The sequence below is a fragment of the Faecalispora jeddahensis genome (assembly GCF_000577335.1).
Taxonomy (GTDB): Bacteria; Bacillota; Clostridia; order Oscillospirales; family Acutalibacteraceae; genus Faecalispora; species Faecalispora jeddahensis.
In genome coordinates this window covers 1-20778 of record NZ_CBYL010000051.1, presented here as the reverse complement: position 1 = coordinate 20778, position 20778 = coordinate 1, and the positions used below count along the sequence as shown (strand labels likewise).

The following is a 20778-nucleotide window of genomic DNA, read 5'->3' as shown; positions in this document are numbered from 1 at the left end:
ACGAAAAGAAAGTAAACAAAGATTCGCCAAAGGGGAGAGTTTCGATTCTCTCCCCCTTGGAACCTCCTCTCAACGACCAAAGGCGCTGCCTTTGGAAACCGGGAGAGGCTCCCGCTCTGGTTCTGTTTCACACACAGGCAAGGCCTGCGTGTGAAGCGGGTGTGTAAAAGTAGCTTTAGCGCACAAAGGGTACAAGAAATCTTTGAGCGGTGGAACACCATCTGTAAATCGGCAAACCGGAACTACCGTCAGGCAGCCCTACTGCGAGCCAACGAGAGCGCTCTGAAAATGCCCGCCGACAGACGAGATAGCAAGACTTATTTCCAGATGAATCTCGGAGAGTGGGCATTTTCATTGGAGCGCCTTTACAGTAGCTTCCGTTAATGTGTTCAAGTGCCGTTCCCCGAACGGATTCCAAAGGTGTCCTTTGGCGAGTCTTTGCTTACTTTCGCCTCGTCGCGAAAGTAAGTGCCCGCCCCGGCATGAGGGGCAAGCCCTGCGCCAGCAGAATTAATATGGGGAACCCGTAATGAAAAAATAACGATTCTGATAGAAGGCTGTTTTCGCGTGAGAACAGCCAGCGCACGCGCGACGAATGAAGCGCGAAGCGAAAGCTTTTCTTCGAGCTGTTGCGCGACGTGCGTGCAGGCTTAGCCTGCCGCGAGCAGAAAGTTATATAGAAATTTTCGCAGGAACAAATTTTTCATCAGCGAGTTCTTTTATTTTCATTGTAATTGCAATTTTTCAATTTGTAAGCATTGCATTTGCCTTGCAGGATTTTAATGGAAAATTGATTCGGGTCCCCTCTGGCAGCCTTGTCATTTTTTTGCATTATGTGGTATAATTATCAAAAAATTGTCTGGGCGAATCAAGCGAGTAACAGTCGCTTTTGGGGCATATTGGAGGGTTACGGTTGAAAGAAAAGCGGCATCTTCTGCGCGAAGCATTTGTACATACTATACCGGTTATGACCGGCTACCTGTTTCTGGGCTTCGCGTTCGGGGTGTTTCTGGAAAGCAAAGGCTACGGCTGGCTGTGGGCCCTATTGATGAGCGTATTCATTTACGCGGGCTCGATGCAGTTTGTCACAGTGGACCTGCTCGCGGGCGCGGCCTCGCTGATCGGTGCGGCGATTATGACGCTGATGGTCAACGCGCGGCATCTGTTTTACGGAATCGCCATGCTGGACGAATTCCGCGAGATCGGCCGGAAGAAGCCGTACATGATCTTTTCCCTGACGGATGAGACCTTCACGCTGTTCTGCGCGCTGAAGGAGCCTCCTGGGCCGGATAGAAAACGGCTGCTGCTTTACATTGCCCTGCTCGATCAGCTGTACTGGGTGCTTGGCAGTGTTGTCGGCTCGGTGTTCGGGTCGATCTGGCACATCCCCTCGGAGGGCATCGATTTCGTTATGACGGCCCTGTTCACAGTGATCTTTCTCGACCGCTGGAAGGCTGAGACCGATCATACCGCGTCCATTCTCGGCATCGTGATTTCAGTGCTCTGCCTGCTGGTGTTCGGCCCCTCCGGGTTCGTGATTCCGGCCATGCTCTCCATCACTGCGGTGTTTCTGCTGCTGCGCGGCAGGCTGGAAAAAAGGGAGGGTGTGCAATGACGGAGCTTCACGGTTTGCTTTTAATCGGTGTGGTGGCGGCCGTTACCATTCTCATTCGCTCGGCGCCGTTCCTGCTGTTCCCGGCGGACAAGCCCACGCCCGGCTGGGTGTTGTACCTGGGGCAGATGCTGCCTTCCGCCGTGATCGGTATGCTGATCGTCTACTGTTTGCGCGGAGCCACCCCCTTGTCGTTTCCCTACGGGATACCGGAGGGCGCGGCTCTGCTGACGGTGGTGCTCCTGCATCTGTGGAAGCGCAATACGCTGCTGAGCATTGCCGGTGGAACGGTTTTTTATATGCTGCTGGTGCAGCTGGTGTTCTGAAAGCCTCTGGAAACTGTCACATTTCTGTGGGAGGGTACATATGAAAGCGGTTTTGGAAGTGTGTGTCGATACGGTGGATTCTGCGTTTGAGGCACAGCGTGCGGGCGCGGATCGGCTGGTGCTCTGCTCTGGGCTGGTGCTTGGCGGAACCACACCGAATATCAATTTCTATTACGAGGTACGCAATCACCTGGATTTGCCGATCTCTGTTCTGGTGAAACCTCATTTCGGGGATTACTGCTGTTCACCGGTGGAGTTTGAGATGATGAAGGATGACATCGCCCTGTTCCGCGACGCAGGAGCGGATGCGGTGCAAACGGGGATCCTGACGCCGGATGGCACACTCGATGTTCTGCGCCTGGACGAGCTGATCGTTCAGGCACAGGAGATGAAGATGGTGCTGGGACGCGCATTTGATGAGTGCCGCGAGCCGGAAGAGGCCTTTCAGCGCGCAAAGATGATGGGCTTTGGCGGGCTCGTGACCTCTGGTCAGTGCCGCCGCAGCTATGACGGCCGCAGCCTGATCGCCCGGCTGCTTCTCAATGCCGACGGGATGGAGATCGCGGTGGCCGGTGAGATGGAACCGCACGAGTTTGCCGCATTCCGCCGGGTAACGGCGGCTTCGGTGTATCAGGGAAACTGGCTGAAAAAAGCAGACAGCCCCATGCAGTACCGCAAAAAGCGCCGGCTGCTGGAGCCGGCGAACGGGCAGGACTATACGATCTGGCAGACGGACACGCAAAAAATCGCCGCCATGCGCGCAGCGATGGACGGCGAATAGTTTATTGTTTCGGTTGTTTTTTCATGCCCATTTCCGTGAGCGTTTCCGCCATCATTTTCTGGTCCTTGGTGACGGCGGCCAGCATGGCGCGGTAGATAATGTCGGGGTCCTGTTGGAAATTCTGCTTCACCAGGTTGGCCTGCTGCAAATCGGGTACATACAGAGAAAGCGACATCAGCTCCATGTCGCCGCCCGAGATATGGCAGGTCACCTGAATGCCGTTATTGGTGTGGGTGATTTCCACGGCGTTTTCCTCTTCCCGCTTGATGCGGGTTAAAAGCTGCAGCGCCGCGGTCAAAGTGCGCTGGCGAACAGCGGTGGGGATGGTGCCGTCGAGCTGTTTTGCGATCATCCGGGCCGATTCCCCCGGCGTGCAAAGGCCGTTTTTTATCAGAATGCTGCCCTTGTCGATCAAGTCAGAAAGCGCAGTTGTAATTTCAAAGTAATTGGCCAGGCCGTTTTCCTGCAGAATATCGATAATATCCTCTTTGCGCAACGGCGAGTCCACGCTGACCAGAAGGTAACAAATCAAAATACGGATCTCTTTGGTGTTTCTCAGGCCGCCCGGCTCAATTCCGGCGGCAAATGCGTCAAATTCCATGCGGCACCTCCGGCAATCAATAGTACATGCATTTTTAGTATATCATGAAACCGGCATTTCCGCAAAGGCTCAATCCAATTCTTTCTTTTTATTTTTACTCTGAATTTCTGCCGCCTTCCGGAGAAGCTCTTCTTTTTCCCCCACCGTGCAGGCCCGAAAAAATGCAATCAGCTGCAGTTCATCCTTTTTCAGATCATAAATGTGGCTGTTATTATCTGTTACACGCTTCGAACCCGATTTTCCGGAAGAAGAATCGTTCAACATGGGGGAAATATCCTCCTGTCCCAGCAATTCCGGCAAACTGACTGAAAACACCTGGGACAACATGATGAGGGATGAAATGTCCGGCGTGGTCTTCCCGGATTCATAATAAGAATACGTGGAGCGATCAATATTGAGCACATTTGCCAGATGCTGCTGTGTGTATCCGCACTTTTCCCTGAAAATCCGCAAGTTTTTACCAATGGAACTCAGTGACATAGTATCACTCTTTCTCGGGAGCTTAATATATTAATTATATGTTATCCCAGAATTAAACATATAGTTATGTGATTTTCTTTCACTTTTTCAACACAAGGAAAAATGTTTTTCGCAAAAAGAGAATACCATCGTTTTTTTCGAGAAAATCTCGGCCTGTCTACTTGACGAAATCGCTTCTTTTTTGTATACTATATTGGCTGACTTAGATAAGTGCGAAAAGAATCAGATGCTGGTGTGGCTCAATGGCAGAGCAGCTCATTCGTAATGAGCAGGTTGTCAGTTCGATTCTGACCACCAGCTCCAGAAGAAAAAGCCTGTAAACATGTGTGTTTGCAGGCTTTTTTATTATGTCTGGGAACTCTGCTTTTATAACAGGAGGGATCGGTTCGCATTCGACTTTTCACCGGAGAAAACAAGCGAAAACACATCCTACAAATGGCTTTGGACAACAAATGGTAAGAAGTACCATACCAAGGATAAAAAACTGTGAGGCTTTTGTGCACCAAAAAATGGTTATTAGGGTCCAGATCCGGCTGGCATAGTGATAGAAGCTACTCGATATGAATATCGGTAAGCTTTTGAGTAAGATTAGCGCTTTTACCTGTAGTAACCTTTCGTTTCTTGAAGCAAAGCATTCAGAATTTTGCGCTTGCTGTATCTGATTGCCGAAGCGGATATTTGCACCTGCTGGGTCAACTGTTTTATCCTTTCTTTAGAAAAAGATACAGCAGATGATTTGGTGTTCCTTTGCACTCAGCTTGTTCAACAGTGGGGAAGATGGCTTAGTTGTTCCGATTTAAGAACTTCATCCCCAACAATAGTTAAACCGTGGGGCAGATAAATTTTATAGAAACATTCGTCTCGATGCATTGCTCTAAAGAGTGCTCGTGCTTGGCAGACTTATTTTTCAGGTATCTTTCATGTTCGTATTCTTGATAATAGGTTTTATAGACATCGTAAGTGACAGGGATTCTCTTGCCTTTTACAATCAATGTGTATTCTCTCATCACTTTAACCTCCAAATTTTCAATGTGCCCAGGTGAAAATTTGATGGTTGGTGGAGAACAGTACCGATGCAAGATAACAAAGACAAAAGCACACGAGAGCAAAATGATGCCTCTTTGTGTGTCTTTTATGAAATTATAGTAAGGATTAACATGGACCAGTAGTTCGTGTGCATGGACATACTTCTCCCATGAGAAGTGCGGGCTTTTTTAAACGAATTACCTATGTGGGTTATGGTTATACGAATAGCCTAATGTCGCTGCAGCAGATATGCAGCGGTGTAGTCTGTATTGACTAACACATAAGAGATCCCCCCAAACTTTACGGGTTTGGAGGGTATGAATGGTATTTAAGTATGTGGAGTGCCCCGCTAAAGCACCTTTTTTTATGAGGCGGGTTCCGCATCTCTGTTTTTTGCCACGTTTTTTTTAATTCATTCTTTCTGCAGAATGTCTTCTGTATCTTAAATCAAGCCATATCATCCCGTAGCGCATCAATGATATTTTCTTTTTTTATCTTGCGAATGGCATACAGCGTGGTAATGAACACCACAAGGAATACACCAAGCATACTGATTCCGATGCTGTCCCAAGGAAACATAAACTCTATATCACCGCCGCCAACAACCATTCCCTTGTAAATCAGCCACGAGAGAATTCCTGAGAGGGGCAAGCCCCAAAGCATCGTCCGTGCTCCATAAAGCGCACATTCAAAGCGCATCATCTTATTAAAATCCCGGTCAGACATCCCCACGGAGCGCAGCATGGCAAGCTCTCGCCTGCGGAGCTTGATGTTGGTGGAAATCGTGTTGAACACATTGGCAACCGCAATCAGGGAAATCATAGCGATAAAAACAACCGTGAACAGATTTACAATAAACAGGATATTACGATTCTGCTCCAGTATCGCATGAACATTGTACAAAGTATAGCCGGAGGTAATGCCCGATCCCTCAATTATCTCTTGCATTTTCTCCGTTGACTGTGTAGGATGATCAGACCAAAAGGTCAAGCCTAATTTTGTAGGCGCGTCCAGAGCATCGAACTGCGGTTTCATCTGGTGAGGGGCAACCACCATCAACACGTATCCTTTCACATCAGAGGGTTCTGCGGGCGGCGGGTCCAGCGGGTAGGTATCTGCAAAGGTGGTGTGGATTGTTTTCGTCTGTTCCCCAGATTCAGTTCCAATCGTAAAATCCATGGAACGGTCTGTAAATAGATCAAGCCCGCCGTTATATTTCCCGACGATAATCATTTTTGCATCCTGCCCCGTATATTCCGCTGCGGGCAGGCCGAGGCTTTCGATAAAGCTTTGATAGATGCTGTCCTCAATAAACTGAACATCCAGCGATAGCTTCACCGTTTCACTGGTTGCATCTAAACCTGCGGATTTCTGGTAGCTGTCCCAAAAGTCATTTGTGAGCTCATTTGTATTGACCTTGCAGGTATAGGTGGAAACAGCCTGATCGGTGCTTTTGGTCACTCCGTCAGCGGTTTTCAGGGTATTAGAAAGCTGGGAGAATTCGCTTTCGGTCATATCTCGTGTATAGAGCAGGATATCACCGTCCATTTCAACAGCGGACTGCTCCGCCACCTGATCCAAATAGGTGCCAAAGGCGCTTGATGATACAAACAGCACGACGCTCAAAGTAAGCGACAGGATAATACTGCGATAACGCCGCTTGTTTCTTTTAAAGTTTTTTAACGCAAGTGTTCCCTCTAAACCATAAAGCCGACTTGTGAGGTTAGAGGTTTTTATGGCGTTGGCTTCCACCTTGACCTCATTGGTTTGGCGGATACACTCCATCACGGGTGTACCGGCTGCTTTTTTTGCCGGAATATAGGCTGAAATCAGAATGGTAACCATACTGATAACCGCTGCAGCAGCAAGAGCGGGAACAGATACCTTTAGAGTCAACGGTACGTTGCTGTAAAGAACATTTGCAAAATTTTCTGCCACAATAGAAAGTACAAGTCGAATGCTTGGGATGCCAATCAAAATGCCGATAGGAATGCCAATCGCGCCGATGCAAAGTCCCTCAAACAGCACAGAATTGCGCAGCTGCTTTTCTGTGGCACCTACTGACATTAAAATGCCAAACTGGTGTGTGCGCTCGTTTAAGGAAATGTTGAAGGAATTGTAAATCAGAAACACCGACCCGACCATAATCAGGGCAACCAAAATTCCCCCGACTGAGTAGAGCAGCGCATTAAACATCTTATCTTCCGAAAGCCCCATAAAGCGCAGCACATCATCGTTTAGGACATAAGTGTGGCTCTCGGCCTCACTGCTTACATACGAGCGAAGCTGGCTCGGCTTTTCCAGCGCAACAAACGCACTGAAGCTACTCGCCGGAGACGCCGTATCTGCTGTTGTAATCAACGTATAGCCGGGAGCAGAACGTTCCTCAAAGGCAGGCCTTTGGCAGATGCCGACCACCGTGTAGGTTTTCTCCGCAGTAGGTGTCAGCGTTTCCTCTCCGGAACGATATGAATCGTGTTGGCTCAGTGTTTCATTTCCAGCCTTACGGGTTCCGACCGCAATGGAGAGCGTATCGCCAACCGAGATTTTCACACCACCGTTTGCCGCAATGTGCGCTGGAACCAGAATTTCACTGCTGTTTTCCGGCAATCTGCCGGAAAGAAGTTCAACAGGCAGAGCGGAAAAGGCTTCTTTATTAAATCCAGCAATGAATACATATGGTTTGTCGGGATTTTGTCCACCTTTAAGCATCCCGTAGCCAATGTTTTCAAAGGATGCGATGTTTGAAACTCTGTTATCATCAGCCTGTTCCTGCACAAAAGAGGTATCTACATCTGGAAATGCAACGTGCCAGTTGCCGTACTTCATGATTGCTCCGTTAACCAAATAGGTTTGCAAGGATACGGCAAAGGTGGCAACTGCCGTAATCAGAGCAGCGGACAAAACAACTCCGATAATTGTTACAAGTGTTCGTGTGCGGTTCTTTTTCAGTCCTTGCAGGGCAACTTTATTGAAAATGTTCATTATCGTGCCACCTGCCTCTCATCCCGCACCACTTTTCCATCCGCAATGGTAATAATGCGGTCTGCCTGCAAGGCGATATTTTCATCGTGGGTGACAAGAAGCAGGGTCTGCCCATATTTTTGATTGCTTTCTTTCAGTAGCTTGATGATTTCCTGTCCATTACGGCTGTCCAGACTGCCGGTCGGTTCATCGGCCAGCATGACTGCCGGGGCGTTCATGAGAGCACGTCCGATCGCAACACGCTGCTGTTGACCACCCGAGAGCTGATTCGGCAGATGTGTTTTGCGTTCCTGTAGACCCAGTAATTCCAGCAAATCGTTTAGCCGTTCCCCGTTGACCTTTCTCTTGTCCATCAGGATAGGTAATGTGATGTTTTCTACCACATTTAAAGTGGGGATAAGGTTATGAAACTGATAAATCAGCCCCACCTGCCGCCTGCGGAAAATGGCAAGTTTTTCGTTGCTCGTCGCATATACATCCTGCCCGTCCAAATAGATCTTTCCGCTTGTCGGCACATCAACACCTGCAATAGCGTGAAGCAAAGTGGACTTACCGGAACCGGAAGAACCGATGATTGCAGTAAAATCTCCCTTTTCAATGGTAAGGGTAACATGGTCTAACGCAGTGATCTGGTTATCGCCCCTGCCATAGACCTTGCATAAATTTTCAACTTTTAAAAACTCCATTCTATGAGTCTCCTTTCCCGTGGTTCACCCATATCATAGAACTTTTCACTGACATTCCGGTGACTTTCAAGTGAGAGATCCGTCACTTTGGAAAACGAATAGAAAATACTGCGCCGCCCTGCGGGTAATTTTTGGCGGTAATTGTCCCACCCTGCCGCGTGATAATCGTTTTGCAGAGAGCAAGTCCAATCCCATATCCTGTAGCCTCTGCGTGTTTCCCGCGATAGAACCGGTCAAACAGATGTGGTAAGTCTTCTTTTGCAAAGCCTGCGCCGCTGTCACGAATCGTAATTTCGGTAAACAGCGGATTGTCCTGACAGGCGATCACAATCTTTCCGTCATCGCCTGCGCTTTCCAAGCAATTTTTGAGGATGTTTTGAATGGCCTCCGAAAGCCAGGCGGAATCGCCCTGAATCAATATTTCTTTCGGCACATCCGTTTGCAAAGTGATGTTGTGCAGATCCATAGAAATTAAGAACGGGTGAAGCACACTGCTTATCAGGTCATGTACATCAATTTTCTTTCTCTGAAACACTACGATGCCCGCATCCAGGCGGGATAGTTTCAATAGAGAAGCAAGCAGCCAATCCATCTGTACAAACAGTTCCTTTGTTTCCCGGATCATTGCTTTCCGTTCCTTTTCATCAGGGCTATTCTCTAACAAGGATAAAATCAGGTTTACCGATGTGAGAGGTGTGCGAAGCTGGTGGGCAATGTCAGCCATTGACTCGGCAAGATGTTCTTTTTCCCTTTTCAGCGCATCATTTTGCTCCCGAATGCGCAGCGTCATTTTTGTTATCTCGCTTTGCAGAATGGAAAGCTCGCCCTCATTCGTTTCGCCAATGAACAGGTGGTCAGAATTATGAAGCACAAGGTCAATTTGTTCCGATAGCTTTGCAATACTCTTGTACCGGGCCTTGGTAAACACCAAAAATACAGTACCCAAGGCAGCGGCAGAGGCGAGAGCAAGAATTCCGGCTGCCGGTTGGATGGCAAAGCCTGCTGCGGCAGCGGTGACGGTAATTGCCGTAAACACCACAGCAAACTGCCGTATCTCCCTATTTCGAAACATGTCCATCCCCCAATCGATAGCCTGTCCCACGGACAGTCAGGATCATTTGCGGGTTCGCCGGGTTGTTCTCGATTTTCTCCCGCAGGCGTTTGATATACACGGTCAATGTGTTATCGTTTACAAACTCGCCGGCAGCGTCCCACAATTCGTCAAGCAGCCTGCTTCTTGTGATAATACTTTTAGGATTGTTAATAAACACCAAAAGCAGCCGGTATTCTAAAGCGGAAAGAAAAACCTCGTTTCCGTTCTTTTTCACAACACCGTTTGCCGTATCCACATGAAGCCCGGAGATTTCAAAGGCCGATGGGGAATATCCACTTTTGCGCAGGGCAGTTCTGATTCGTGCAATGAGTTCACGTGGACGAAAAGGCTTGGTGATATAGTCGTCTGCGCCCATGTTCAGTCCGGTAACCACACTTGACTCGTCACCGGAAGCTGTCAGAAAGATAACGGGAATATCCAGTGTTTCTTTGATTTCTGTACAAACCGTAAAGCCATTTCCGTCAGGCAAAGAAATATCAATCAGAGCTAAGTCAAATTTGTGCTCGGCAAGCGCTGCAAGAGCTTCCCCATGTGTAGAAGCGTGGGTTACTGTAAATCCCTCCGATCGGAGCAAAAGCACGAGGTTTTTGGCAATTGCCTTATCGTCCTCAACTAAAAATATCCGTTTCATTTATGTTCACCATCCTTTCGCCGACCATCAATGGGTTTGATGGCCTCTTTAGGAATCATCCATACTCTGCTAAACCGAACAGCACCCTTGATTCTATTTTCTTCACAGAGCTTTTGAACCCAGCGCTCTGTGATACTCCATTTTTCAGCTGCTTCCCGCACAGTCATATATTCCATGTCATCGTATCCTTTCAAAATATATAAATATTGTATTCGTTTAACCGAATTAAATCAAGACAATAAATCTTGACTTTATCAGTCCATGCAGCCCCCTCACTTTTTCCCTAATAGAAGTGAGGGGCATTTCTTATGACTTCTCTCTCGTTGGAAAGGAGTGTACGTCAAGATGAAGTATGGACTTTTTTAATCAATTACCTATGTAAGCACTAGCTATGCAGATCGCCTAATGTGGTTGTGGCAAATGCACAGTGGTGCAGTCTGTATCGGCCAACACACAAAAGCTACCCCCAAACTTTAACAGGCTTGGAGGATTGAGAAAAATATTCTGCCATGGGCAAAGCCCCGCCAAACCCGATTTATTTGGAGGGGCTTCAAAGACTCTTAATTTATTAAGCTGTTTTTTATTCATTCCACACTTTTCAGCGAAGTCACCATATCAATATTCTTAAATTTTCTTCCTATGATATGATTCACAAGTATGGTAAACCCAAAGATAAAAGCAAAGCCTATGGCAATGCTCAATACGGGAATGATCGGCGCAATCTCCAAATCCGGCGTTGTCGCTTGAGAAAGTATGATGCGCAGGAGCAAGGAACCGATGACAAAGCCGAAAGGCAGACCGAATATCGTAATCCAAATGTTCTCCCGCAGGATCAATCGTTTCATTTCAGTGCGATAAAATCCCAGAACTTTCAGCGTTGCAAGCTCACGAATTCGCTCATAGTAGTTCATGCGCCCCAGCACCATCATAACGGCAAAGGCAAGCAGTCCAGAGAATACAATCAATATGATCTGAAAGCCCTGCAAAGCCTCCAGAACGATCAGCATATTGCTGCGCATTTCTTCCTTTGTCTCGATAAGTGAAATCCTCGGGTCGCTTTTTAGCTTGTCGAGATCAAGCCCTTGTCCGTCTATCAGCAGCGTTCTGATCAGAAACGGAAGGTCCGACACTTTTGAAAATGCAGTTTTGCTTATATAAACTTCATTTCCGATAGGAAAATCCACGATCTGTGCAACCTTCAGCGGTATGACGATTCCATCGAGTCGTTCCGCCGTGAGCGTATCGCCGACATTTACATTGAGCGCTTCTGCCATTCTGGGAGTAATCAGCGCACCGTCCTGCGGCAAATGTATCGGGTTTCCCTCCATATCCCTGAAGCTGAGGCTTTTTTGCTCCTCGTCCATCACCACAAGATAGGGACTTTGCACATTGCCTCTTTCACCATAAAGAGAAACACTGAACGCCATTGTCGCGTCGATATTTCGCGCGCTGCTCAGCGCATCGTAAATATCGGAAAGCTGCTCGCTGGTCGAAGGGGTTCGAAACTTGATTTCCACGTTATACATCACGGTTTCGTCAAACGCCCGATCGAGCATTGCGTTGATAGAATTCATCAGCCCGAAGCCGCACAAAATCAGGGAAGTGGAGCCGATAATGCCGACAAGCCCCATGAGCATCCGCGCTTTGTTGCGGAACAAGTTCCTTGTCACGATTTTTCCACTAAAGCTTAAGCTGCGCCAAAAGGGCGTGATTCGTTCCAGCAAAATCCGGTGGCCGTGCGCCGGCGGTTTTGGCCGCATCAGCGCCGCAGGTGTCAGTTTCAGCAATCTACGGCAGGAGAGCGCGGCACCACCGCAGGTAACCGCTGCAACGCAGAGGACTGATACGAAGAAATGCGGAGTAAAAGGCGTGACGCCGGTATTGTCTATTGTGTAATAGGTAATCCCGACGCGATACAGAAATTCTGCGATCAGATATCTGGCGGCTGCCCATCCTAAAATCATGCTTGGAATGGTAATCAAAACACCTAAAAGTGCGTACCGAGCCATTATTTCCTTTTTAGAGTAGCCCAAGGAACGCAGTGTTCCCAAATGCTGACGCTGGTTTTCTGTCATACGGGATACTGTAATCCATGTTACGAGAGCTGCCGTCAGGAAAAAAGCAATGGAAAACAGAAGCCCGATTTGCTTTACGCCGGTCATCGCGTCGGCAACCTTGCGATAGCTCGTCTGATGAGAGCGGCTGAGGATCGTGGCGCTTTCAAACACTTTTCGTACTTGATTCGATTGTTCTTCCTGTGAAAGCTTCGATCCTTCACGGATAGTGAGGATGAGTTCATTGTAAGCGATGTCCGGCAAAGCGGACGCGTTTGTATAGGCGAATCCATATTTGTGATAATCGGGCACGGTTAAACCTTCCGGGGCGTAATAAACGTATTCCGCATCCCGGACGATCCCTTTGATCCGCCACTCTTTCTGCGATTCGCCTTCCCGAGCAGTAATCGTATCTCCAACAGACAGCCCATGGGCCTGGGCAAAGCGGCTGTCAAGCAAAAGGGCGTTTGTTTCACTTCCGTCCAGCAGGCTTCCGGCCAAAAGTTCCGGTACATTGATTTTGGCCGCTTCGTCGACGGCGTGAAAATGCAGAACTGAGTTTGATGCTCCGGATAACGCAATATCGGTTATTTTCCGGCGCTGTGCTTCTTGAATATCGGTAAAAGACCGCAGGTGATCCAAATCGGATTCCGATATGTCGGCTTTATAAACCCAATAGTCGGCGAGATTCGCCTCTTCATAATAATCGGCCACTTCGTTTTCAACCGTACTCACATACAGGTTGATGCCGCTGAACAGGGCAATTCCCAAAGAGCAGATGCACACAATGGATAAAAACGCCCAGCGGTTTTCTCTAATATCCCGAAAAATCTTTTTTTGCAGCATTTTTACCATTTGATTCCCTCCAAATCCGCTGGAGAATCTTGTACACTCTCTTTGACTACCATGCCGTTTTTCATTTCAATCAGCCGATCGGCAATGGGCGCTACCAGAGAATTATGGGTAATGATAATAACTGTTTTCCCCATCTTTCGACTGATGTCGGATAGAACCTTCAGAATCGTTTTTCCCGTTTCGGTATCCAAGGCGCCGGTAGGTTCGTCGCAAAGCAAAAGGTCGGGATTTTTGCAGATTGCCCTGGCAATCGCGACACGCTGCTGTTCTCCGCCGGAAAGCTGCGCCGGAAAATTATGGATCCTGTCCTTTAAGCCGACAATGCGCAGGGCCTCCTCTGGCTCCAACGATGATTTGCAAACCTGTTTTGCAAGCTCGACATTTTCCGCTGCGGTTAGATTTGGTATCAAATTATAGAATTGAAAGACAAAGCCGATTTTGTATCTTCGGTAGTCGGTCAATTCCAGATCGTTCATAGCGGTAATATCCTTGCTGCCAAAAAGAATTTTTCCGGATGTGGCAATTTCCATGCCTCCCAAGAGATTGAGTACCGTGGTTTTACCCGCGCCGGAGGGACCAAGGATGATGCAGAGCTCCCCCTTCTTTACATGAAAGGAAACCTGTTTTGCCGCGTGAATCGTGACTTCCCCCATACGATAATCCTTGTTTACATGATCAAAAATAATATCACCCATGCCAGACCCTCCTTAATATATGTACTATATTTATTTTATTAGTTCATATATTATCAAAAGAAATTTGACTTGTCAATGTCGATATGCTATATTATTTATGGATAAGGTTTATAAGGTTCATATCTTGAGGTGATTGTATTGGATGGGTTTGAGAAAAGAAGAAACGATAAGAAAAAAGCCATCATGCAGACGGCTTTGGAGTTATTTGACCAATATGGCTTTGATCGGGTAACCGTAACGGAGATTGCGGAGAAAGCGCATGTATCTAAGGTATCCATTTACAACTTCTTTGAGAGCAAAGATAACCTGCGGCGGATCATCATCAAGGATATGCTGGATGACAGCGTCGAAAAAATAAAATCTCTGATTGCAAAAGAAGGAAACTTCATCGAAAAGATAGAGGAATATATACAAATTCGAACTTGGTATTACGGCAAATATACCCTGAGGTTCTTTTTTGAAGCGGTTGAGAGCGACCCGGAGCTTCGGCAATACCTTGAAAATTTCAACGCCGCCAGCAAAAACCTTTTGATGACGTTTATTGAGGAAGGCAAAGATTCGGGGGTTTTTTCCCCGGATGCGTCCAATGACGCAATTGAAATCTATATTGATATGATTCAGACGTATTTGATGCATAATAAGGAAATTCGGGATCGGCTTGAACACAACCCTGAATTGGCAAGAGAAATAAATATGCTGTTCATGGATGGGCTGATCCGAAACATGCAGGAATAAACGAGGAACAGTTCCAGAAATTCTATTTCTTCATAAGGCTTCCAATTTAAAATAAAAGGAAAATCATTTCAATAAATTTCAGATGCTGTTTTCCTAAGAGAAATCATACTTTTCTAAAAATACCGATTGAAAACTTTTTCCATCTAAAATCTATACAGTATCATACGGATATGATTTCAGAAAATCTGCCCCGATACGCGGTTTGCGTATCGGGGTTTTATGATATCTCATGAATTTTGTCGGCCGCAGATATTGTGATATTTATTCCATATGTATCATCTGATGTACTATTCTTTGCCGAATTTGTTTTCGCATTCTTTCCGGCCCTAATACTTCCACCACCGGGCCGAAAGACAGAATACGAATGAGCAGCTCGGTTTCCTCCATGATGTCATAAGAGATTTCGCAGACATGACAGCCTTTTTCCTCATCGTATACTGTCTGTTTATCATAAGAGGCAAACTGAAGCATACAGCGCTCGAGTGCATCGTGTTCCTTAATAGCAAACACATATCTGAACGACACCGCTGATTCTGGTTGACAAATCGAAGCTGGTACTGTAAAATAGCGGGTAACGGTTCCCCGTAATATTGATTGGAAAAGGATTGATTGTTATGTTGGCGACGAGAGGAAGTAAAATCGAATAGCAATCAACCACATGGCTAAAAAGATATTTTCTGCCGTGGTGATTCTGCCACGGCATTTTTGCGCCCTTTTTAGCCGATTCACGATCAAAAAGGAGAATATTTTGAGCGAATTGTTTACCATAATTCAGAGTGAGAAATGCTGGATGGAGCACACCGCGATCCGGCAGCTGGAAGATGTCTCGAAGCTTCCTGGTGTAGTGCGGGCAGTAGGGCTCCCTGATCTGCATGCCGGAAAAAATCCGATCGGCATAGCGGTAGAAACAGAAGGGATTCTGTACCCCCACCTGATCGGAAACGACATCGGCTGCGGGATGGGCCTGTTTGAGACGAACTGCGCCCTCAAAAAATTCAAGCAGGAGCGTTTTGCCACAAAGTTGAACCATATTCGGGCTTTGGAGGACTTGCCCACCGAAAACCCTTATCCGGAGGAAAGCCCCATCTACGACCTTGGCACCATTGGCGGCGGCAATCATTTCGCCGAGTTTCAAACGGTGCATGAAGTTCTGGACAGGGATGTGTTTGAACAGCTTGGCATTAATAAGAATCAGCTTTTGCTGCTGATTCACAGTGGTTCGAGGGGATACGGCCAGCGGATTCTCAGCGAATTTCCGGGCCTTGACGGGCTTTCCGCAAACAGCGGGCGGGCGCAGGCTTACATGGCAAAGCACGACGATGCCCTCTTATGGGCAGAGCGCAACCGCCGTTTGGTAGCCGAAAAGTTGATGGGGTACGTCGGCTATTCCCAAGAGGTAAAGCCGCTGCTGGACTGCTGCCACAACTTTGTGGAGCGGCGGGACGGTCATTTCATCCACCGCAAGGGAGCAGTCAGTGCGCTGAAAGGCCCGGTAGTCATCCCCGGTTCCCGGGGCAGCTTGACGTACCTTGTGCTGCCTGCGGCAGATACCTCTCTGTCGGGCCATTCCCTTTCTCACGGAGCGGGGAGAAAATGGGCCCGATCTCTGTGCAAATCCCGCATCAGGAACAAATATGAACGGGATACCATCCGGCAGTCGAAGCTGGGCGGCCGTACCGTTTGCCACGATACCGAGCTGCTGTATCAGGAAGCGCCGGAAGCATACAAAAATATTGAACATGTGATTGCGGCCCTTGTGGAGCATGGCCTTTGCAAGGTCATTGCCACTCTGCGTCCTCTTGTCACCTATAAAGGGTAAGGGGGAAAACAGAATGGAATTGCAGCTTAGCTCAGGGCAAGGCCCAGAAGAATGTGAACTGGCAGTGGGCAAATTTCTGCGCAGCCTGATGGTGGAGTTCCCAGATATAACGGTATTGGAAAAGCACCTCGGCAAGCACCCGGATTGCTACCGCTCAGTGCGGCTCAAGAGCAGGATTGACCTCTCCTTTTTAGAGGGGTCGGTGCAGTGGATTTGCCAAAGCCCCTACCGAAAAAACCATAAGCGTAAAAACTGGTTTTTAGACATTAGCCGGTGCGGGCAGACAAAGCCGCTTTCTTACGATAAAAGCCTGGTGAGGTTTGAGACCTTTCGCTCCGGCGGCAAGGGCGGGCAGAATGTCAATAAGGTAGAAACCGGTGTAAGAGTCATTTATATTCCGACAGGGCTTGCGGTGGTATCTACACAGGCCAGAAGCCAGCAGATGAACAAAAAGCTGGCGCTAAACCGCCTGTGCGAAGCCATCTCGCTGCAAAACGCAGCGGGAGAGGCGCAGGTGAAAGCGCTCAACCGGCTGGAGCATACCCGTTTGCAGCGCGGGAATCCGGTGCGGGTGTACGAAGGGATGCAGTTTAAACGAATCGAATAACTCACCGGTGGGTTGATCATAAAACAGCTCCTTAACCGGCGGCAAACGGTTGTCAGTTCGATTCTGTCTGCCGGCTCCCAAATACTCCTGAAATCTACAGATTTCAGGAGTATTTTTCTTTGCGGAATTATCGCGAAAATCCGCAAGGAAGAGCAGCGCTTTTCTGCCGTCATCTGTCAATTCGCGGCATGATGCCGGAATGAAAATTTTGGGTAATCATACCAAACACCTTTCTCTGCAAAGCCACAAAAAACGCAGCTTCTTCAGATTTCCGCGATAGAATAAAATATCATATTTTGTGAAAAACAAACATAAAAATAAGAATAATTTCCTTGTCAAACAAGTGAAAATATGATAGCATAATTTCATATTCAAAATGGTGGTTTAAAGCGATGTGCCTGTCCGATGCAGATTACCGCAGCCAACTGCCCAAAGGTTGACTTTGCCCGGGTGCAGAGGCATTGATTGCGTATAAGAAGCTGTCGTTTTAAAACGGCGGCTTTCTTTTGTAAATGGAAATTTTAAAGGATTGGACGGTGGATGAATCGGATGTTCCGGCCAATGGTAAAACACAGACTGAACAGACGTGGATTTACCACCGCAGAACTGCTGGTGGTTGTGGCGATTATTTCTGTTTTGCTGGCATTGGCGGCCCCTAATCTGGTTCAAAGCTGGAAAAACCTTCAGATCACCGAGCTTGACGGCACAGCCCGCGAAATTTTTCTGGCGGCTCAGAATGAGCTGACGGACAAAAAGGCCGCCGGCGGCCTGCAGCAGCTTGCGGCTGACAGCAGTGTTGTTCAGGAGGAAGAAGTCACACAGGGCGGTGTGACAAAAACGCTCTACTACATAACGTCTGAAACGACAGGCGATTCGCTCGACCACCTGTCCGCGCTGTTCTCCACGCTGCCCGGCGGCTCGGTGCTGTATCTGAATCCGCGTTCCGGCGATGTGACGGATGTATACTATTCCAAAAGCGCACTCGACCACGATACGGTGAAAAATCTGCGGGAGCGGCTAGCAGGAACCGATGACCGGGAGGTACGCGCGAAGCTGGGCATCGGGTATTACGGCGGCCTTACCGCCTCATCTCCGGAGCCGTCGCGGCCGGACGAGCCACAGCATCTGCCTGAAACGCTCGAGCTGGTCAACGGAGAGGATTTGTATTTAAAGCTGGTCTATCCGGAGCTGGGAGAGGCGCTCGGGCACCCGGAGAAGGTTCTGGTCTCCATCAGTCTTACGGACGAGCACGGGACTACCGTAACGCGGAACGCGGACGGTGATTCCGCGGTGAAATCCGACTCTGAGTCCGATGCCGAGTTCAATCAATGGAAGTCCAGTATCTTTGCTGATGTGAACACCGGGAACGATTATACGCTGTATGTTTTGCTGGACAGCATAACGAACGGAAACTCCTTTTTGAAGCTGTTCCCGTCGCTGAAGGCAGGTGACAATATCACCGTGAGCGTATCGCTCGCCTATAACGGGAAAAACCTGTATCAGAATGCGGCGGTCGGTGCGGTGAACAGCCTGTTTGCCGCGAAGTACGACACAAACGTGACGACGGAGGGAGTCTTCCATAAAAAGGGCGTGGAGTTTTTCCGTGTCCGCCACCTGAGCAATCTGCGATATTACTCCATGGGCAACGGCTCCGCCGTTCAGACGGCCAACATCGATTTTACGCGGTCTGTGCGCCAGAATACCATGATGCCCATATCCGCCCATCTGGATGCCGCGCCCACGCTGTTCCCGCCGGTGGACCTGACGGCTGCTTCCACACAGAATGGCCTGACGATCGACGGCAAGGACGGCGACGGGATCGTTCATACTCTGCGCAATTTTCAGGTACAAAGCCAAACCGCGGGGATATTCGGCACCTGCTTAGTCGCGGTGAACTTTCAGAACCTGCGACTGGTCGATTTTAATGGATCGGGAGAGCAGGTGTCCGGCGCGCTGATCGGCAGTCTTAGCAGCGATAACGGCAGTATTGTGGTAGAAAACTGCGGCGTGTATCAGAGCGCTGCGGGGGCCGGCTCTGTTGCCGGAGGACGCGGCAGCAGCTCCGGAGCGGAGCGCCCCACCGGTGGGCTGATCGGCTCGGTTCAGGCGGAAAACGGGAACGGGATTGCCATCAAGACCTCCTTTTCCGCTCTGCCGATATCTAACGCAGCGGGTCAGACCGGTGGCCTGATCGGCGGCGTCAGTGGGGGAAGCGCTTCCGCCCCGGTTACGATTCAGAATAGTTATGCTTCGGTCACGGTCATTTCAGGGAGTTCAGGCACCTATCTAAAAACGGCGGGAGGCTTGATTGGCGTTATGTCGGGGTATGCCGCCATTACCGACAGCTTTTCCTCTGCCGATGTGGCCGCGTCTGAGGCCGGCGGTGCGCTGGTCGGCCTGAATGCCGGCACGCTTACGATTGCCTCCAGCTACACGTGCGGGACCGTAACAACAAACGGAGCGGTTACTTATGGGCTGCTGGTTACCGGCAGCGGCGGAGTAACGTATGCGGGTAGCAGCTATCTGTCACAATCCGGCAACAGCGGCGCCACAGACGCCTACGGGGGGGCCGCTCCGTCCGGAGTGACGGCTCTGGAGTACGACGAGCTGGCGAAGGACAGCGCCGGGAATCCCATTCAGAACAGCGCGGCCAAATGCCACCCCTATGCGGATTCTCTCCAGGGCAGCGCGTACCCGTTCCGGATGGTCACCGACGAATACTACGGCGACTGGCCTGAAAAATTTACTCACGCAACGGGGAAACCTCCGTACAGCCTGTGTTATTATGAAAAGTACACGGATGGCACGTGGGGCTTTTACGGTTATGACGCCAATAGTACGCTGGCCGATACGCTGGACTACGTGAATGCCAAGACCATTGTGCAGGCGGGGTATGGGATGCTGGTACCGTCCGGTACAGGGAAGCCCGCCGCACCTCATATTTCCTGGAAGTCAGGTGCGACCTTGGGCGACAAAATCACAATTTCTGCCATCGCACAGGATTTATATCCTCTTCCATATGCAAAAAGCGAAATGCTGAATCATGACAATCAGATCAATATCATCATCAAAGATGATCAGTCCGGCAGGGATCTTTATGTCAATCCGCTGTTTGCGGCGGCAATTTCTTTTCATGAGTTGCAGTTTAATGAGGAGCAGCCGGGCCAGCTGCGCACAGAAGAACAGCTCAGGGACAGAAAAAGAATTTCAAACGGGTGGTATTTTAAGCAGACGCATCATATCACTGTCGTACAGGCTGACACCGGAGGGATCAACAACAATGCCACCCAGTCTGTTTATGACGGTGCCGGAAATACCATCAGTGGGCTGCGGATGCCGCTGTTCCAGGACAACAACGGCATCATCAAAGGGGTTCGTCTGGCAGACGTTTCGATTTCACAGTCAGGCAATACGGCAGCTCTGATTGCCAATAAAAACACCGGCAGCGTTGTGGATTGCAAGCTCCTTTCCGGCAGCGTGACAAGTACAAGCGCCTCTGTGTCCGGTTTGGTGTGGGAGCTGAACACCGGCAGTATTTCAAATTGTGTGGTCGGCTCGCCCGATATCCAGAGGAGTGTTACGATCACGGGCAGCGGCGGCTTTGCCTCAGGATTGGTGGGAACCGGCGGCACCGGACTTTCCATTTCCGGCTGCAGGGTGATCAATACCGCCATATCGAATTCTTCCGGTACCGCCGCCGGGTTGATGGGCTGGGGCTCCTCTAAAATCAGTTCCTGCACGATCAGCACGGATGTGGCGGTTATGGGCGGT

General features: G+C 49.0%; 17 protein-coding genes and 1 tRNA gene. 8 read left to right on the top strand and 10 right to left on the bottom strand.

The annotated features are described in order from the left end of the window. Positions 1-913: 913 nt before the first annotated feature. From TY09_RS15295 to TY09_RS15285, 3 genes are read left to right on the top strand one after another with little or no spacing between them, the layout of a single operon-like run. On the top strand, positions 914-1615 hold the full coding sequence (locus TY09_RS15295; RefSeq protein WP_009065668.1) for an AzlC family ABC transporter permease: 702 nt from the start codon (positions 914-916) through the stop codon (positions 1613-1615). Further along, the gene (locus TY09_RS15290; protein WP_042436204.1) at positions 1612-1938 is read left to right on the top strand and encodes a branched-chain amino acid transporter permease; all 327 of its coding nucleotides are present in this window, start codon (positions 1612-1614) and stop codon (positions 1936-1938) included. The genes TY09_RS15295 and TY09_RS15290 overlap by 4 nt, the downstream gene beginning before the upstream one ends. Positions 1939-1978: 40 nt before the next feature. Continuing rightward, complete coding sequence (locus TY09_RS15285) at positions 1979-2719, top strand: copper homeostasis protein CutC (RefSeq protein ID WP_042436202.1); 741 nt, start codon at positions 1979-1981, stop codon at positions 2717-2719. A gap of 1 nt (position 2720) precedes the next feature. Here the strand turns inward: TY09_RS15285 and TY09_RS15280 are convergent, their stop codons facing one another. Further along, positions 2721-3320 carry a DUF4364 family protein gene (locus TY09_RS15280; protein ID WP_009065739.1) on the bottom strand — a complete coding sequence of 200 codons (600 nt, stop codon included), beginning with the start codon at positions 3318-3320 and terminating at the stop codon, positions 2721-2723. Between the two features lie 69 nt (positions 3321-3389). Further along, positions 3390-3800, bottom strand: a complete 411-nt coding sequence (locus TY09_RS15275; protein WP_009065616.1) for a helix-turn-helix domain-containing protein — start codon at positions 3798-3800, stop codon at positions 3390-3392. A gap of 228 nt (positions 3801-4028) precedes the next feature. Here TY09_RS15275 and TY09_RS15270 point away from each other — a divergent pair. Further along, a tRNA-Thr gene (locus TY09_RS15270) sits at positions 4029-4103 on the top strand. A 1170-nt stretch (positions 4104-5273) separates the two neighbouring features. On the opposite strand, the gene TY09_RS15255 is transcribed toward TY09_RS15270, so the two are convergent. From TY09_RS15255 to TY09_RS15225, 7 genes are all read right to left on the bottom strand, one after another. After that, complete coding sequence (locus TY09_RS15255; RefSeq protein ID WP_042436196.1) at positions 5274-7811, bottom strand: ABC transporter permease; 2538 nt, start codon at positions 7809-7811, stop codon at positions 5274-5276. Further along, the gene (locus TY09_RS15250; RefSeq protein WP_042436193.1) at positions 7811-8497 is read right to left on the bottom strand and encodes an ABC transporter ATP-binding protein; all 687 of its coding nucleotides are present in this window, start codon (positions 8495-8497) and stop codon (positions 7811-7813) included. Before TY09_RS15250 ends, TY09_RS15255 begins: the two co-directional genes overlap by 1 nt. Before the next feature lie 82 nt (positions 8498-8579). After that, complete coding sequence (locus TY09_RS15245; RefSeq protein ID WP_042436192.1) at positions 8580-9569, bottom strand: sensor histidine kinase; 990 nt, start codon at positions 9567-9569, stop codon at positions 8580-8582. Then, complete coding sequence (locus tag TY09_RS15240; protein WP_009065542.1) at positions 9556-10242, bottom strand: response regulator transcription factor; 687 nt, start codon at positions 10240-10242, stop codon at positions 9556-9558. Before TY09_RS15240 ends, TY09_RS15245 begins: the two co-directional genes overlap by 14 nt. Beyond that, positions 10239-10418: a helix-turn-helix domain-containing protein gene (locus TY09_RS15235; protein WP_042436190.1), complete on the bottom strand. Its 180-nt coding sequence runs from the start codon at positions 10416-10418 to the stop codon at positions 10239-10241. Before TY09_RS15235 ends, TY09_RS15240 begins: the two co-directional genes overlap by 4 nt. A 408-nt stretch (positions 10419-10826) precedes the next feature. After that, entirely contained in the window at positions 10827-13151 is a 2325-nt protein-coding gene (locus tag TY09_RS18050; RefSeq protein WP_009065560.1) for an ABC transporter permease, read from the bottom strand. Further along, positions 13145-13846 carry an ABC transporter ATP-binding protein gene (locus TY09_RS15225; protein WP_187119621.1) on the bottom strand — a complete coding sequence of 234 codons (702 nt, stop codon included), beginning with the start codon at positions 13844-13846 and terminating at the stop codon, positions 13145-13147. Before TY09_RS15225 ends, TY09_RS18050 begins: the two co-directional genes overlap by 7 nt. Positions 13847-13984: 138 nt before the next feature. Between TY09_RS15225 and TY09_RS15220 the strand changes: the two genes are divergently transcribed. Continuing rightward, positions 13985-14581 carry a TetR/AcrR family transcriptional regulator gene (locus TY09_RS15220; protein WP_042436189.1) on the top strand — a complete coding sequence of 199 codons (597 nt, stop codon included), beginning with the start codon at positions 13985-13987 and terminating at the stop codon, positions 14579-14581. Between the two features lie 261 nt (positions 14582-14842). On the opposite strand, the gene TY09_RS15215 is transcribed toward TY09_RS15220, so the two are convergent. Further along, entirely contained in the window at positions 14843-15091 is a 249-nt protein-coding gene (locus TY09_RS15215) for a WCX domain-containing protein (protein ID WP_242841514.1), read from the bottom strand. A gap of 238 nt (positions 15092-15329) precedes the next feature. On the opposite strand from TY09_RS15215, the gene TY09_RS15210 reads away from it, so the two are divergent. The 3 genes from TY09_RS15210 to TY09_RS15200 all read left to right on the top strand — a co-directional run. Next, positions 15330-16400: an RNA ligase RtcB family protein gene (locus tag TY09_RS15210; RefSeq protein WP_081759683.1), complete on the top strand. Its 1071-nt coding sequence runs from the start codon at positions 15330-15332 to the stop codon at positions 16398-16400. Then, complete coding sequence (gene prfH, locus TY09_RS15205) at positions 16345-17007, top strand: peptide chain release factor H (RefSeq protein WP_459382108.1); 663 nt, start codon at positions 16345-16347, stop codon at positions 17005-17007. The genes TY09_RS15210 and prfH overlap by 56 nt, the downstream gene beginning before the upstream one ends. Before the next feature lie 561 nt (positions 17008-17568). Next, positions 17569-20778: pilus assembly FimT family protein (locus TY09_RS15200; RefSeq protein WP_042436183.1), on the top strand; the 3210-nt coding region annotated here is incomplete at its 3' end.

Coding starts and splice junctions, on each gene's coding strand:
- TY09_RS15240 (WP_009065542.1), bottom strand. CDS start 10,242: ATGAAACGGATATTTTTAGTTGAGGACGATAAGGCAATTGCCAAAAAC.
- TY09_RS15280 (WP_009065739.1), bottom strand. CDS start 3,320: ATGGAATTTGACGCATTTGCCGCCGGAATTGAGCCGGGCGGCCTGAGA.
- TY09_RS18050 (WP_009065560.1), bottom strand. CDS start 13,151: ATGGTAAAAATGCTGCAAAAAAAGATTTTTCGGGATATTAGAGAAAAC.
- TY09_RS15255 (WP_042436196.1), bottom strand. CDS start 7,811: ATGAACATTTTCAATAAAGTTGCCCTGCAAGGACTGAAAAAGAACCGC.
- TY09_RS15275 (WP_009065616.1), bottom strand. CDS start 3,800: ATGTCACTGAGTTCCATTGGTAAAAACTTGCGGATTTTCAGGGAAAAG.
- TY09_RS15245 (WP_042436192.1), bottom strand. CDS start 9,569: ATGTTTCGAAATAGGGAGATACGGCAGTTTGCTGTGGTGTTTACGGCA.
- TY09_RS15285 (WP_042436202.1), top strand. CDS start 1,979: ATGAAAGCGGTTTTGGAAGTGTGTGTCGATACGGTGGATTCTGCGTTT.
- TY09_RS15250 (WP_042436193.1), bottom strand. CDS start 8,497: ATGGAGTTTTTAAAAGTTGAAAATTTATGCAAGGTCTATGGCAGGGGC.
- TY09_RS15235 (WP_042436190.1), bottom strand. CDS start 10,418: ATGGAATATATGACTGTGCGGGAAGCAGCTGAAAAATGGAGTATCACA.
- TY09_RS15290 (WP_042436204.1), top strand. CDS start 1,612: ATGACGGAGCTTCACGGTTTGCTTTTAATCGGTGTGGTGGCGGCCGTT.
- prfH (WP_459382108.1), top strand. CDS start 16,345: ATGGCCTTTGCAAGGTCATTGCCACTCTGCGTCCTCTTGTCACCTATA.
- TY09_RS15225 (WP_187119621.1), bottom strand. CDS start 13,846: ATGGGTGATATTATTTTTGATCATGTAAACAAGGATTATCGTATGGGG.